At 38.3% G+C, this 14,604-nt stretch carries 12 protein-coding genes; 3 read left to right on the forward strand and 9 right to left on the reverse strand.

The window, feature by feature from the left end:
• Window positions 1-17 precede the first annotated feature (17 nt).
• The 5 genes from P4361_RS18090 to P4361_RS18110 form a co-directional block, all read right to left on the reverse strand.
• Entirely contained in the window at window positions 18-1,067 is a 1,050-nt protein-coding gene (locus P4361_RS18090; protein ID WP_328090358.1) for a serine hydrolase domain-containing protein, read from the reverse strand.
• Window positions 1,064-2,059 (reverse strand): GNAT family N-acetyltransferase, encoded by a 996-nt coding sequence (locus P4361_RS18095; protein ID WP_328090359.1) that lies wholly within the window; start codon window positions 2,057-2,059, stop codon window positions 1,064-1,066. Before P4361_RS18095 ends, P4361_RS18090 begins: the two co-directional genes overlap by 4 nt.
• 270 nt (window positions 2,060-2,329) lie before the next feature.
• Window positions 2,330-3,229, reverse strand: a complete 900-nt coding sequence (locus P4361_RS18100; RefSeq protein ID WP_328090361.1) for a BadF/BadG/BcrA/BcrD ATPase family protein — start codon at window positions 3,227-3,229, stop codon at window positions 2,330-2,332.
• A gap of 172 nt (window positions 3,230-3,401) precedes the next feature.
• Complete coding sequence (locus P4361_RS18105; RefSeq protein WP_175501917.1) at window positions 3,402-3,563, reverse strand: hypothetical protein; 162 nt, start codon at window positions 3,561-3,563, stop codon at window positions 3,402-3,404.
• Window positions 3,563-4,732, reverse strand: a complete 1,170-nt coding sequence (locus P4361_RS18110; RefSeq protein WP_328090362.1) for a DUF4062 domain-containing protein — start codon at window positions 4,730-4,732, stop codon at window positions 3,563-3,565. The genes P4361_RS18105 and P4361_RS18110 overlap by 1 nt, the downstream gene beginning before the upstream one ends.
• A gap of 1,661 nt (window positions 4,733-6,393) precedes the next feature.
• Here P4361_RS18110 and P4361_RS18115 point away from each other — a divergent pair.
• Complete coding sequence (locus P4361_RS18115; RefSeq protein WP_328090363.1) at window positions 6,394-6,837, forward strand: JAB domain-containing protein; 444 nt, start codon at window positions 6,394-6,396, stop codon at window positions 6,835-6,837.
• A gap of 514 nt (window positions 6,838-7,351) precedes the next feature.
• Here the strand turns inward: P4361_RS18115 and P4361_RS18120 are convergent.
• Window positions 7,352-7,567 carry an Ig-like domain-containing protein gene (locus P4361_RS18120; protein WP_328090364.1) on the reverse strand — a complete coding sequence of 72 codons (216 nt, stop codon included), beginning with the start codon at window positions 7,565-7,567 and terminating at the stop codon, window positions 7,352-7,354.
• A gap of 474 nt (window positions 7,568-8,041) precedes the next feature.
• Here P4361_RS18120 and P4361_RS18125 point away from each other — a divergent pair, with 474 nt between their 5' ends.
• Complete coding sequence (locus tag P4361_RS18125; protein WP_328090365.1) at window positions 8,042-9,211, forward strand: CapA family protein; 1,170 nt, start codon at window positions 8,042-8,044, stop codon at window positions 9,209-9,211.
• A gap of 87 nt (window positions 9,212-9,298) precedes the next feature.
• Here P4361_RS18125 and P4361_RS18130 read toward each other — a convergent pair whose 3' ends face one another.
• A complete protein-coding gene (locus tag P4361_RS18130; protein ID WP_328090366.1) occupies window positions 9,299-10,336 on the reverse strand; it encodes a nucleotidyltransferase domain-containing protein in 1,038 nt (345 codons plus the stop codon).
• A gap of 638 nt (window positions 10,337-10,974) precedes the next feature.
• Between P4361_RS18130 and P4361_RS18135 the strand changes: the two genes are divergently transcribed.
• Window positions 10,975-11,133, forward strand: a complete 159-nt coding sequence (locus P4361_RS18135; RefSeq protein WP_328090367.1) for a Fur-regulated basic protein FbpA — start codon at window positions 10,975-10,977, stop codon at window positions 11,131-11,133.
• A 1,175-nt stretch (window positions 11,134-12,308) separates the two neighbouring features.
• Here P4361_RS18135 and P4361_RS18140 read toward each other — a convergent pair.
• Together P4361_RS18140 and P4361_RS18145 are read right to left on the reverse strand one after the other, a co-directional pair.
• A complete protein-coding gene (locus P4361_RS18140; RefSeq protein ID WP_328090368.1) occupies window positions 12,309-12,704 on the reverse strand; it encodes a hypothetical protein in 396 nt (131 codons plus the stop codon).
• On the reverse strand, window positions 12,670-13,467 hold the full coding sequence (locus tag P4361_RS18145) for a ParA family protein (RefSeq protein ID WP_328090369.1): 798 nt from the start codon (window positions 13,465-13,467) through the stop codon (window positions 12,670-12,672). Before P4361_RS18145 ends, P4361_RS18140 begins: the two co-directional genes overlap by 35 nt.
• Window positions 13,468-14,604: the final 1,137 nt, after the last annotated feature.

The raw sequence follows: 14,604 nt of genomic DNA on the forward strand, positions 1-14,604 counted from the left end.
GTTTATTTCCTCCTTTTTTATTGCATTTGCTTTCGGATTAAATCATGAACGGTTGGCCGTATCCGGTGAATCTCCTCGTTTCGGCCAAAATGAACCCGGTTGGTCAAAAGAATGACACAGAGTTCGATTGTGGGGTCAAACCACATACTGGTTCCCGTAAATCCGGTATGGCCGTAAGAATCACTGGAAAAATAACGCCCACAAGACGATGGACCCCTGCTCTGTAATATCCAACCTAACCCCCGTCGTTCTAAACTTTCCGGTGTATAATCCTTGCGAGATTGCTGCACCGCTTTACTGGAAAGGATTTGGGACCCAAGATATGCTCCATCATACTGAATCATGTCTGCAAACTGTTTAAGATCATCTATCGTGGAAAACAATCCTGCATGCCCACTGATTCCGCCCATGCTTTCTGCGTTGTCATCATGCACAATGCCCGATTTATAGGTATTGCGCTTGGCATCAAATTCTGTCGCTGCATAACGCTCCTGAGGAAAACGAGGGCAAAAACCAGTATGATTCATACCAAGCGGCTGAAAGATGTGGTGGTGTACGAATTCGGGAAACGTTTCGTTGACCACGAATTCTACGATACGGTGAAGCAGCATGAATCCTAAATCACTATAGATGACCTTCGTTCCAGGAGGCGCGACTAGCTCCTCCTTACAAGCTTGATCAATGACCTCTTCACGCTTGAGGTTTTGTAGATAGTACTCTTTATGAGGGGGAAGCCCTGATGTATGAGTTAATAAATGAAGCAGTTTCACCGATTCTTTTCCCTGCGACGTAAAGGCGGGAAGGAAATATGAAACCGGATCGGAGAGCTGGATGACCTTTTGATCTATTAATTTTAAGATGGCTGGCAGGGTAGCAACCACTTTTGTTAGTGACGCTAGATCAAAAACGGTACTAAGCGTCATCGGCTGAACTTCTGGAAAGATCGAACGGTGACCTAACGCTGCTTTTATGATTTCTTTTTTTTTGTGAGAGACATAGAGGACTGCGCCTGGTATGGCGCCTTTTTCAATTTCTCTTTCTAGAAAACGGAGTGCTTCTTCTATCATGAAACTCCCCCTTCCATTGAACCCCATTCTTTTTGATACCTGGTATACGATTTCCAAACGCTAAACCCTAATTTACTGTAAAAATCAACGAGCGTTGTCCAATCGATGACCAAGTGCGAGACCCCTCGGTCAAACAAAACACGCATCCCTCTTGCCACGATCTTCTTTCCTAACCCTTTCCCTCGGTATTCGGGTGAGATCCCCAACGGCCCAATCCCACCAAGTGTTCCGTTAAAGGAGGGGTACCAGGAAACATTGGGCCCAAGAACGGGAGAACTAGGGTCATTTATTCTGCAAAAACCAATGATGTTCTCGTTTTCTTTAGCGACGATAAATTCTCTTCCCGTTCCACCCGATCGAAAGTAATGATGGGCTTCGTATTCCCATCTTCCTGGAAACGTACGGCTAAGAAACGTTAGTAAGCGATCTCTTTCTTCTGGTTTTAGGATGGGAAACCTCACGGATGGATCCTCGCTAAGGATCCATTTGTTGTCCCCCTCGAACAATAAATCGAACTCTTCCCCAGATGGAACATACCCTTTCTTTTCAAACCATTTCCTTGTATGCACATCTTCTGACGGTACACCCGGAAAATAATGAAAAAAGTCGGCTCCTATCTGTACTTGGCGAATCCCACTCCTTCTTAAGCTGGCTTCTGCCTCGTTTAAGAGAAGCGTCCCTATCCCTCGTCCGCGATGAGACGACCTGACCAAAAGGGTTTGAACCCATCCCCTTTTATCGTAAGAACGGGATGGGTGATCAATGTGGTGATGAATCTTTGTTACACAAAAACCTACTAATCTACCTGAGTCCTTTTCTTTTGCAACTCTCGAGCCTTCAAAGTAAACATCTGGGTTGTCGAAGCTATTTTGGGCTAACAGTCGTTTACTCATTGGAAAACGCTTACCAACCTCTTCATTCCAAAGAGCCATTACGTTCATTTGTTCTTTCTTTTCCCATGGTCCTAAGATAATTTGGCTCGTATCAAGCATGGTCTTTCTATCAGACCTCCCTCCCTGAAACCATTCGCGGTTTTTTATTTATTCTGAATATTCAGTTCACGAGTAAAGTATAGAAAAATAAAAATAAAATTTCAATAAGAAATTCAAATTATTGTAATAATATTTCACTCCAAATTATACCAATGATATAAAAAAGCCACCAAAAGTCGGCTTTTTACACGATTTTGTATCTATAAGTAAAAATATAATCACAAGTGTTTTTTACTTGCGTTTACGTTTATGTAAATTATAGCTTATGATCTAACCTATCTCCTTCAAAGCTAAGTGGTAACAACCCACAGTGGATGAAACATCCACTAAAATAAATTTTGCTTCTGATTTTTTGTTTTTAATCTGGTCAATGAACGAGGTTTGAACCAATGGGATATTTGCCAATACGCTCCCTTTTATAGCTATAGTTACATCATCCCTATAGTTCAACTTCTTACAAACATTCAGCGTTGTCTTTGCTAGGTGGTATCCTGCCTGTTGAAAAATTTGCTGTGAGAATTCATCCCCTCTTTCGGCTTGCCGGACAAGGAGAGGAACCAGGGAGGCAATCTCCGATTTCGTGCAAGAATAGATGAATTTTTTCAGATCTGCTATCTGGTGAATCGCTAAGTAATCGAGTATCGACGTTGTTACCTTACTATACCGCGAACCTTCATCTTCTTCTTGTGTCATTTTTTTAAAAGCCTGCATCGCTATCCAGTAACCACTCCCCTCATCACCTAGCAAATGTCCCCATCCGCCCGCCATTACTTCCAACCCTTGATGGATTCCTATACTGACCGAACCCGTTCCAGCAATGGTTAAAATGCCATCGTTTCCTTTTAGCAAAGCGGCATGGGCGATGATTCCATCATTTACAATCTTAAAAGGAATGGTAGCGAAGCTATTGCTTAAAACTCTTTTAACCTGATCAGTATTTTCCACACCACCGTAACCAGCTAATCCTAGGCAGATATAGCGGCAATGGGATCGATCCAAGGGGATGAGACATTGTTCTACAGCCTCCAAAATATGAATAAGGGCTTTTTGTTGATTGATGAGTAAATTACCGTATCCTGATTTACCTTCACTACATTTTTTTCCGTTCAGGTCATATGCCACTGCTTCCGTTTTCGTGCCACCACCATCCACACCAATGATAAATTCCATTTTTGATCCTCCTAACAAAAGGCTCCGGCTTCAATTTCTATCGTACAACAAATTTTTCTAGTTAACTTCATATACGATTACAAACGTTATTCCAAGATTATTACAACCAAAAAAAACTTGCAAGAACGGTCATATGACCGAACCTGCAAGTTTTTTGAAAATATATCGTGTTTTACTTTTTTTTGCTTTTTGAAAAGATTTCTTTTAAAATTCGGTTGTTTTCATCAAATCGTCTGGCTTTTTCCTCGATAAATCGCTTTCCAGCATTCAATGATCCGGAGGCGACGTGGATAATCTTATCATTTTCAAAACGCATTTCTTTAATGGTGGACATTATCTAATCCCTCCTAGTAGTTGAATGGCGAAGTCACGAAATAAGGCTGATTCTGTTTCCATTATATCACGCATGATGTCATCTTTAAAGCGGTGAACCTTATCTTCCGACCAAAATCCTTCAACCGGAAAATGAAAGCAGATTACATAATTTCCGCATTTTATGGCAAGATAAAACTGTTGTTTTTCTTCACTAAAAAACAGTTCTGTTTTCCCGCTGTGAAAGGCTTGCACGACATATGACTGTGTATCCTGCAGATCATAAAAATTGTTATCTCCACCTGCCATACCTGAAGCACTAATAAGTCGCAAAAGATTTTCTTCTTTTTTATATAATGTGCTCCCTGAACAGGATTCATATACCCCGAGCTCTTGTTCAAACATAGTACCTGGTTGATTGTATATGGTTCCTTTTGTTAAAAAGCGCTGCAGGTACTCCAAAAACATCCTTGGGTTCTGTAGTTCCCCATCTCTTAAGTAATGAATCATTTTACCAGAGAACTCGGCGTGTTTTTTGTAAATCGGACCTTGTCTCAGCTGCTCTTCAATAGTTGATTGAAACGCTAAGTACTGACTTCCTTGCCGAAATAAATCACTAAAATAGCGTTTAATCGTCGGAATAGGATCAATGCCAAAAGGAAGCTTTTCTAAATAGTGGCCTTTTTTATAAATATCATATAAAAAACCCCAGATGTAAGGCTCAATGTTTGAATACTGTTCTTTACTTGGGTGTTCATTCCATGCTTTCTGGGCCACTTCCATATAGGAATCTGGATCTTTCCCATATTCCTCTTGGTAAGCTTTGAGCATCTCCGCGATCGTTAATCTTAACTCATACCAAAACAAATCATAAATATAATCTTCCACAAAAACAATAATATATTTGTGTGATTGATACGCTTTTTGAAATTCGCAATGCGTTATGGTCGCCTTATAAAAGTTGCTGTAATTTCCGGCCTTATCTGAGATAAGAAGAAGAAAAATATCGCTTCTTTCTACATGTTGCAAACAGTTCTCGACTAATTGATCGGCAGGCCAGGGACCAAAGTCTTTTTCATACATCAGTGGTTTGTGTTCCATGGCACGAAGAGCGGTATGTATATTTTCTCTCAATGGTTTTAATCGATCTTGTGCTGCAGAACTAATAAAAATTTTTGTCGGTTCAGCCAAAAAAACATCAACTCCTTCTTCTTGGAACAGGCTACAAAATAGTATAACACGTATATCCCTCGACCTTAGATCAGTTTTAATATGTCGGATAAGAAGGAATCACAATGATGCACTCGCTGACAGATCTTGTACCAGTGGAAAGCTTCCACTTGTTTATCTTTTGGGGTTTACCTATAGACACGTGCGATTACCGATAAAAAAATGAGTACATTCCATTTGGGATTATTAAAATGAAGTTTTGCATAATATTTCAAGAGTGGTGTATAATAGCGATATATTGAAGCGAAATAAAAAAGGACGTAGGTGGATCAGACCTACGCCCTTACAGCTACACAACCGCAAGGTGCGGTGACCAGTTGAATAAGTAAAGGAAAGTAACCTCACCTATCACATGCTACTGGACAGGGTGGGGTTACTTTTTTGTGTTTGCATTGATTATCGCTACGACTAATGATGCAAATGCAATCATAACTAGTAAATGCTGCGTAGTAACAACCATTTTAAGCACCTCCCTTCTTTCGGGAAGTGCCACCACACCCTGCATATGTAACTGATATGAAAATTATACCATAATTAACTCCATGACTTACCGAAAGAATTTAAGTCTCTTCTTAGCTTTAACGATTGTTTTTAATATAGAATCGAAAACCGATTACCTGGTAGTAACCCTGGTCAAGCATTCAAATTTACCTATGTTTTTGATGAGAAGCCAGCTTGGAAACTTGAAATTTCCGGAATTTGTTAAGAGCGATGGCGCACTTGATTACGTACATCTGCCACCTGCCCTCATAATAAACTTCAGGATACGTTTCTTCACATATCGCTTTTTTGCTAGGTCAATATCACAGATCGCTCCGAGACCCATGTTTTTAAAATGTCACTCCAGCTTTTCATTTCAGATCAAATTCATTATACTCCACAACTTTTGCTCATAAAGGCTTCGATCTTATTCGCACAATTATCCTGTTGGTATTCAATACTTGCAGGTCATTCTCCAATACGAACCGGTGCGTTAGTTTCGATGAACTTTTTATTCAAATATTATAGTTTAATAGCGCTATCCCACCACCGCTTATCATAGCTTGGTTTTGTCTATTTCTACGATTCCTGCTTCTATAAACTGAAAGCAATAGCGTGTGTCCAAAAACACAAACATACACAAAAGCGAAATTGCTTGCGTATCATTTAATTTCCACTTTGTTCAGCTCATTATTTTAAAAAATGGATTTTTCTAAAATGACGGATTTTTATTAAACAAACGTTTAATTCCATTTAGTTAATTAAAACAACGCGAACGGTACCTCAACTGACCCAGACAATTAGCCTTGATGAAGACAGCTTCACTTAAACTTGTGATGGTATACGTTTCCTTCCTTTGTTCTCTCCATTATAATGTGTGGGCTTATGACAGCCGGAAGGGCTGGCGTGAACCGAAAGAAATCGGCTAAGCCAAGTCGGCTAACGGACCCTAAAAAAGCAAACATCGCTTTCTAATGGTCCCTAAGTCATTGGGCTTACCTCCATTTCTAACGGCAAAACGCTAAGAGCGGGCGCTTTGCCTACGGCTCACTGGCGAGTGCGCTTCTTGGTCAAGCGCCCCCTTCCCCCTGTTCGTGCCCAACATTCCTTCCGTCTCAAACTATGGAAGGAGCTGTTTTGCTATGGAGAAAATTTATGAAATTCAACGGATTAAACAAATTATTCAGGAGGTAGAAGGGGGCGAACAATACATCATACGCTCCCCTCAAGATGGAGCCCAAATAGCCACAAGCTTCATCGGCGAGGACGATCGCGAGGTGTTCTTCGTGATGTGCCTCAATACGAAGAATCGAGTGGTGGCTGTCCATCGCTGCCATATTGGAGGATTGAACGCCAGTATTGTTGTACCTCGTGAAGTGTTTAAATCTGCCATTTTAAATAATGCTTCGTCGATTATCATCAGCCATCAGCACCCTTCACAGGACTGCAAGCCATCGAAGGAAGACATCGACGTTACGATTCGTTTAGTCGATTGCGGTAGAATCCTTGGAATTGAAGTTCTGGACCATTTGATCGTCAATGCATGTGGTGATTTTTTCAGCTTGAAAGAAAAAGGATATTTATAAACATTTTGAGAGAAGAGGTTTCCTCTTCTCTCTTTTCTTTTTTCATTGCCAGTAAGCCATTCTATGGCAAAGGTTGTAAAGTTTACGACAGTTTCCTAATCTAACAAAGTGAATTATCAAGCATTCTGAGGTGATAACTTAATTCCAATCGTTTTCATGCTCTATGTAGATACTTTGTGATTTCCTATAAAAAAGAGAAGTGCAGCACAGCGCACTTCCTTCAAGCATTCTATATAGTAATTAGGGGATATTTTGATTATACTTCTGGCTGTTATATTGTAAACCCGACAAAAGTTGGACTTCGCTACGCAATAAAATGCATCCGTGTTTTCTGGTGTTGTCCCTAGTTCGACGATTCCGACAATATGAGAAGCAAAAAACTTAGACTGATCCCGTCCACAAAACTGTTCACCCCCTACTTGTATAAACATGTTTCAGGCTGGTTGGGACAAAAGACATCCAATACATCCCAAACATAGTACTTCTTGTTCTTTTTTAGTTGCCATTGATACGGTTACTTCGCTTTAACTACCGTTACTTTAACGGTCTTTGTATTCTTTGCAGCGTCTGTAGAAGAAACGGTCAACACTGTTCCCTTTTTCTGTGCTTTGATGGTGATCTTACAATTCCCGCTCGCATCCGATTTTTTACTGCCTAAAACCGTGCTGCCTCTTTTAACAACAACTGAAGCATGCTTTTTGTTTTGCAATTTTAAAAGTAAAGGATCCATTGCTTGCCGCAGTTGCTTTGCCTTCGAATTTCTACAAGACTTAATGTGGAATTTTGTTGTTTTTCTTCCCTGATTTTTCTCTCTTGTTCAGCTTTTTGTTTGCTTCCTTCTCAGCCTGCTGTTGGGCTGCGATTTGTTCATTTAGCTTCGTTTTAGCTTACTCTATTTTTGACTTCAGTTAATTGAGACGGGAGAATGTTTTTATCTACCTGCAAAGATTTCCCTTTTTCAATAACACTTTGATATTCTTTATTGTCGAGTTGGTTCTTTAAGGACGCTATTTCTTTATTACATTATCAACTAAAGATTGAAACTCACTATTGCTATCAATTTTGTTTAATAGAGTGATAACTTTAGGATGAACATGAAAAATATGAGACTACTTTTTTCAAACCCTTGTGCTTTTTTTGTGCAGGAATCGAGCTACTTTTGTGGAAATATTTAGAAAATTAAAAAGGTGGGTAAAAACCAAAGATGATAGAGAACTATCGGTATAAAAAAAGAACGCCTTACTATTGGGGTATGGCAGGTGTGTTGGTCCTGGTTTTTGCAATGGCTGTACAATCTTCTTATGTGTTAGATGCAAAAGATAAAGAGCGCTTGCAATCTATCACTACTCCAGCAGCTGGCAAAGTAGCATCGGTTCACTCAGGTGTTGAGAAAACATCCAAGGTATTCAGCACCCCTATTAAAAAGGTAACCAAGCACGAGCCTATCACTCTCACCTTTACTGGAGATGTACTTTTGGATAAATCGGTAGGTGAAGCCATTAAGAAATATGGAGTAGATTACCCATTCGCCAAGGTTGCTTCTCTTTACAAACAAGCTGATATTGCAGCTGTGAATCTAGAGACCTCCGTCTCTACAAGAGGTTCTGCTGCCAATAAGCAGTTCACGTTTCGTTCGAGACCAGAAACCGTGAAAGGTCTCAGTCGAAACGGAGTTGACGTGGTATCTCTGGCAAATAACCATGCCAACGATTATGGTCATGTCGCCCTCCTTGACACCATTGGCTATTTAGATAAGGCGGGCATTGGGCATACTGGGGCAGGTAAAGATGAAAAGAGCGCTTACTCTGCTTACTATAATACGGTAAAAGGGAAACGTATTGCTATTCTTGGCATCAGCCGTGTCCTTCCTGAGGTGTCATGGTATGCAGGAAAGAATCGTCCAGGCATTGCGCAAGGTTACACGACACAACCGATGATGTCTTATGTAAAAACGGCGGTTAAAAACTCAGACTATACCATCATTATGATTCATTGGAACCGTGAGCGGCAAGACTATCCTGAATCCTATGCGAGACAAATGGGTAAAATGTTCGTTGATGCTGGTGTAGATGCAGTTATTGGTTCTCATAGTCACACCATCATGGGTATGGAACTTCAACAGAAAAAACCGATCCTCTACAGCTTAGGAAACCATGTATTTACCAATTCCAGTGACCCTCGTGGCAAAGAGAGTTTAATCGTAAAGTTAACCTTAGACAACGGGAAAGTATCTACTCAAATTATCCCTGCTAAGATAAGTAATGGGCAACCAAGGCTAATGGATAAGAGTTATAATCAATCTATCTATAATAAATTAAATCGAATATCTTATGGGGTGAGAATCAACAGGGCAGGAGTAGCCTCCTCGAGATAATTCCTCCGCATAAGGAGGACTGTATCTCTCAAGGAAATCTTTAAGATAAGCACACTAAAACATATGAGACCAACGGCTCACATTTCTCTAAAACGAGGGCATGTCTTTATGCGATTCATAGAACGATTCGGGGAATACATGAACCAATGCGGAGACATGTTTTTTCATCAGTTCAGTGAATATTTCGCCTGTAAATCGCTGGAAGGCGTCTTCCTTTAAAGGGATATTCTGTTTTTTGAGAGCAAGACCATTTGCGGCTAGGACACGGGAAATGCCGAACTTACCCTCGGTTTTGATGGAAAAGAGCGCGATTTGTTCGGTATCAGAAATCAATACGGCTGAATATCCCGTGTCGTTGGTTCTCCTGGGTAAAAGAATGAATTGCAGTGTATGAGTGGAATAAACGTCCACAACGAAATCTTTGAGGTCTTTTTTAAGGATGGTTTGTTGTCCGAATATGTTTATGGTTGGCTTTTCAGCCATCGAAATAGTGGGTTCATAAAAGGCAATTCTCTCCAAGTGTTTGGAATGGTTCCACATGCGAATCTGGACATTATACCTTCGTTCCATCTCTGTTCTTACTTTGTCCCAAACAGGTTTTAATTTTTTCTTGGCTCGGATCGTGTGGTGCAGAATGAGATCGATGTCCGAACTCTCTTTTTCTAATCCCGAGGCTACCGACCCGAAAAGGGACACCTTTCCGATGAACCAAAGGGAAGCCAATTGCTGGCTCATTTCCCGAGCTTTCAAGAAGTGATTACCTTTGGTATGGGGATTCGCTTTCTCTTCTGTGATTTTCCCTTGTTTCTTTAACTGTTGAAACAATTTCACCAACTTTTGTGCTTTGGGCTGAATTTGTTTTTGGAGTTTCTTCAGTTCCGATTCCCAAGTAGTAATCGCTTCTGTCTTGGTCTCCCTTGCGTGTGGATAATAATGATAATAGAGTTGCATATCGTCTAGCATCACAAATACGCTGTGAAACTCTGGGAAATCATCGAGATACTGAGTGAGAGCGGTTCGTTCATTGGCATATTTTTTAAAACGTTCCATCGGAAGAATGCGTGAGAACTGCATGAGCAGGATGCGATCTTTTTTTGGTATAGATAAGAAAAAATCGGGTTGCATCAAGTACCCCCCTTTTGATCTAGGATACCCAAGAATCTGAAAGGGTATAAACCAAAAAAGAGATGCCAAGTTGGCATCTCTTTTTGTCTCCCTTATGTTGCGGTTCAACCTTTTCAAACCCTGTTTTCATTTTCTTGTTCATGAGGAGTGCGACACATCCTACAACGGCGACCGCGTGCACTATTTTCTCTAACACTTGTGTGAATACAAAGAACCCCAACGCAATGAGTATGAGCGTTTTTTCGCAATCCCTGTCCGTTTCCTATAATAGAGAATCAGTCCAATAAACAACAGAAAGGAAAAGAACAGCGGCACGAATATGGAAATGATCGTTGTTTGGCTTACCATTGGCAATGTCTCCTTAATATTTCAAACACACATGTTTATTCTTTTTCTTTTCTTTGTTTCCTTTGTCTTGAACTACCATGACCATCCTATGCTCGATAGGAGAAAATAGACCCAACCCTGAAGAACCATTATTTCCAATTTCTCGTTTCTATTCGCTATGCTGTTTTCGTATTTAATGTTGCTTTTTTGATCCTGGCCACACCTTTCATAGAATGTGTTCATAGAATAAGGAGGGGTCTATTGACACCCTCTCGTTCTATGTCGAAATTTTATTAAAAGGTGGATGATGGATGCCAAATCGTCTTCGATTAGCTATCGAACAGAGGAAAAATTTCCTTATAACGTGCTTAATAGAATGGGGTATTTATAAAAAAGAGGATAAACAGTTATATGAATTAACTTTGAGTGAATTAGAAGCAGAATATCGGTTAAATAAAATCGACCATTAACTCAGGCACAGAGAATATGAGTTACATGTTTAAACATAAGGAATCACTAAAGATGCAGATTGAAGAACATAAAAAGTAACGAATAAAAATTATCTTAAAGAGATCTACAAGAAAATTGATGAGCGTATGATAAGTCCCTCATTGTATGCAATCATAAGTAAGTCGGTCCCCCTTCTCTCCTTAAGAGGAGAACCAATGATTGGAACCTACTGATGCACAAAGTATTTTTTATCTCCCATATCATGCAATTGTTGATTTGCTTTTTTCATTATAAAAAACATCTCTTTACTTAATGTGTAAAGAGATGTTTTTACCAGTTCATTGCTTTTCCTACTTTTAAGATTCATTCATGAAGACAATTGAGACCTTATATATTAAGGAAAAAAACACATGCGTACTTGCACATGTGTTTTCACTTCCGTATTCGATTGTGTATATATTGATACTTGTTAAAGCGCATGTATTTACACAGTTAAAAACAAAAACGAATACACTTGTAAAAATATAAACACAATTTCAACCTGTGCTGGAAATTATCAAGCTAAAATTCTTTTACTTTATTGTTGTCAGCCATAATAAAAAATTTTCTTATTGGCAATAGCCTTTACACAATATTGAATAGATTTATAAGGCTACTATTAACAATTAACCATTCAATCTATTTGTTGATATATTTATAATAAATCTTGCATTAGGATTCCTTTTACACAAATGTTTTAATTTGTGTTTTTTAGTGTTCAAGTGAAAAATACTAGAACTTATCTTTAAGTCCTTCAGTGATATATGAGTCTTAGGCTGTTAGAAAAGATTATATAAAATGTTTTATTTTGTAATCATCATTACAAGCATATTCAAATACATTTGCGACCTTACACTTATATACATAACCAATTATAATTTCGCTTCCGTTTACATTTGTATATTTGATTACTTTTCCTAAAACAAATATGCTTTTATTTACGTATGTGTAAACAAGTATGAATTTGCTTATATTAGTATTATAAAATAGAAATTTCAATTCAACTTCCTAATACAAGGAAAGTGGTAATGATTGTGATAATTCATTTACCATTGGTAATAAAAACACTTGCGGAACTGTAATGTGTAAATATATATATTCAATTGATAACATCACTAAATGCTTTCATAAAAAAAACCACCTCAACAGGTGGTTTTTATAATTGCTGCTGCATTTCCTTTTCTAGTTTTTGAAAATAATCAATTAATGCCTGGTTAATGATTCGCGTTTTTTCGCCGCGTTCACCAGCTATCTTATTAAATGCTTTTAAGATATCATCTCGGATCCAATAGGTGGATTTAGTATGGGTATCTTCAAATTTCACTCGTTTGGGTTTATTAGCAGCAGCAAGCTTATCAGCAAGTTCAGAAATATTTACAGTTTCAGCTGAGACCGTTTCTTTGTTTGCGACGACACTTTCAGTTTCGCTTGCGTTGGTGGAAGTGTTTTCGTTTCCGAAAAGAGCAAGATGAGCGTTTTTACTTACTTCGCCCTTACTTGTTTCTTGATCTTTATCCTTAAGTAGTGCGTTGAACCGGTCTTTTTTGGACACGCTCTTTCAACTCCTTCACAAAATCAATGTATTGTTTCAATGCTTCATTGTCTTTCTTTGTATGAGTTTGAATACCCTCAATCGTATATTCTTTAATTTTGCTTCGACGGCGAATGACAGCATCGAATACGAGGTCTTCATAATCATTTTTTGTTTTCTCTAAAATTGAAAGATCTATCGTTGCCCTAGCATCTAACATACACGTTAGGATTCCGGCTAACTTTAAATCTTTGTTGGTATATTCTTTAACTCCTTGTAAAAACTCTAAATACCGCTCTAGGGCATCATAACAAAATGGTTCAGACTGCAGCAGTACCACTGCATAGTCGCTTGCCGTCACACCATTTACTGTATGGTCCCCCAAGTTGGGCGGCATATCAATAATGACATAATCGTATTCATCTTTAACCACGGCTATTGTATCCTTGAGAAGTTCATTTACGTTTTTGCCTGTGGGTGCATACTCCCTGTATAGGTACTGCGGTAGCGTAGAAAGGTAGTCTTCTGCTGGAAGCACATGCAAGTTAGGTGTAACTTCATATATGTACGGTATTGGATTTTTATCTTTCAATGCTTGTAACACCGTTTTCTCCGTAAAATCATAAATATTTCGTTGTGTAAGAAAGCTCGTTAAATTACCTTGAGAATCAAAATCTATAGCCAGGACCTTTGCATCCTTACTAAGTAAATAACTTGTGATTGCTGCAGTTGTGGTTTTACCTACCCCACCTTTTTGAATGCCAAAACTAATTGTAATTGCCACCACGTTCCCTCCTTTCTATTTCTATTCGATCATACATCTACAATTCCTTCTACACAAGCGTAAATGATTGTGTATCCATTTGTACTTTATTATAACACAAGCTTTTACCTCGTTCTTTATGGAAGTTTGTTTAATTGAATATATAAATCAACACTCAATCAAGGTTATATATAATAAGTTAACATATACACATGTGCAAACACATGTGTATATAAAAACACTTGTGTTTTTGAATCTATAGTTAATCTCAGTAAAAGATCTAAAAGATCATGTTGAAATAAGTACTAGGAAAAGTACATCTATCTTTATGAATTGCCTGATCGCACTGATCAAAATTTTATGAGGCCATATAGAGCTCAATAATATATCTATGAATAAGTTCCGGTTAAATCTTATTCCTAATTAGCGGGTCCTTTTTAAAAGGATCCGTTTACTATAAATGACATTATATTTTATTCGATTGAGAAAAGCTCTGCCTACATACCAATGCTGTTTATCAGTGAAAACAGGTTTTCATTTCCTCTATCCTTGTTTACGTTTAGTTGGGCGTCTACATTGACTAAAAATCATTTTTACAGCAACATTTCATAATTTTTTATAATACTAAACATTACTTCACCCTATAAATATAAAAAAGTGTATTCCTTTTATAAAATATATTGAAAACAAAAACGTTTGTAAATACACAACCATAAACACATGTATTATTTAAGAAAACAAGAATATCCCTAGGACACTCATAATGTGTCCTAAGGATATTGAGTAAATCACGTACGTATCCTTTACGAAAGGAAGCGTTGAAATTATGTAATCCATAAAATTATAAGTCTATTTATTGTATAATTGCACTTGTTTATACTTTCGTAAACACTTGTGTTTACAAATTAAGTGAGACTCTATTTTATTAAGATACCCAGTCATGGTTTATTTCTTTTTAGATGGAATGCTGTGTTTTTTACCATGATCCAATATCTTTTTTGCGAGCTTAGTAGCCTCTTTATCACTCATTTTTATTTTAGACACTTACAAGCACCTCCATAGCTAATCCTTTCTAACAACAGGATGGACAACATTTCAAAGTTTCATACCAAAAAAATCTAGGAATATAAAAAGACACGCACAATGAGGATGTGTCCT

The organism is Fictibacillus sp. B-59209, assembly GCF_036216745.1.
GTDB lineage: Bacteria > Bacillota > Bacilli > Bacillales > Fictibacillaceae > Fictibacillus_C > Fictibacillus_C marinisediminis.

What these genes read in the sequence shown, in the direction of transcription:
- P4361_RS18090 (WP_328090358.1), bottom strand. Translation starts at nt 1,067, where the DNA reads ATGATAGAAGAAGCACTCCGTTTTCTAGAAAGAGAAATTGAAAAAGGC.
- P4361_RS18095 (WP_328090359.1), bottom strand. Translation starts at nt 2,059, where the DNA reads ATGCTTGATACGAGCCAAATTATCTTAGGACCATGGGAAAAGAAAGAA.
- P4361_RS18100 (WP_328090361.1), bottom strand. Translation starts at nt 3,229, where the DNA reads ATGGAATTTATCATTGGTGTGGATGGTGGTGGCACGAAAACGGAAGCA.
- P4361_RS18105 (WP_175501917.1), bottom strand. Translation starts at nt 3,563, where the DNA reads ATGTCCACCATTAAAGAAATGCGTTTTGAAAATGATAAGATTATCCAC.
- P4361_RS18115 (WP_328090363.1), top strand. Translation starts at nt 6,394, where the DNA reads ATGGAGAAAATTTATGAAATTCAACGGATTAAACAAATTATTCAGGAG.
- P4361_RS18120 (WP_328090364.1), bottom strand. Translation starts at nt 7,567, where the DNA reads ATGGATCCTTTACTTTTAAAATTGCAAAACAAAAAGCATGCTTCAGTT.
- P4361_RS18125 (WP_328090365.1), top strand. Translation starts at nt 8,042, where the DNA reads ATGATAGAGAACTATCGGTATAAAAAAAGAACGCCTTACTATTGGGGT.
- P4361_RS18130 (WP_328090366.1), bottom strand. Translation starts at nt 10,336, where the DNA reads ATGCAACCCGATTTTTTCTTATCTATACCAAAAAAAGATCGCATCCTG.
- P4361_RS18135 (WP_328090367.1), top strand. Translation starts at nt 10,975, where the DNA reads ATGCCAAATCGTCTTCGATTAGCTATCGAACAGAGGAAAAATTTCCTT.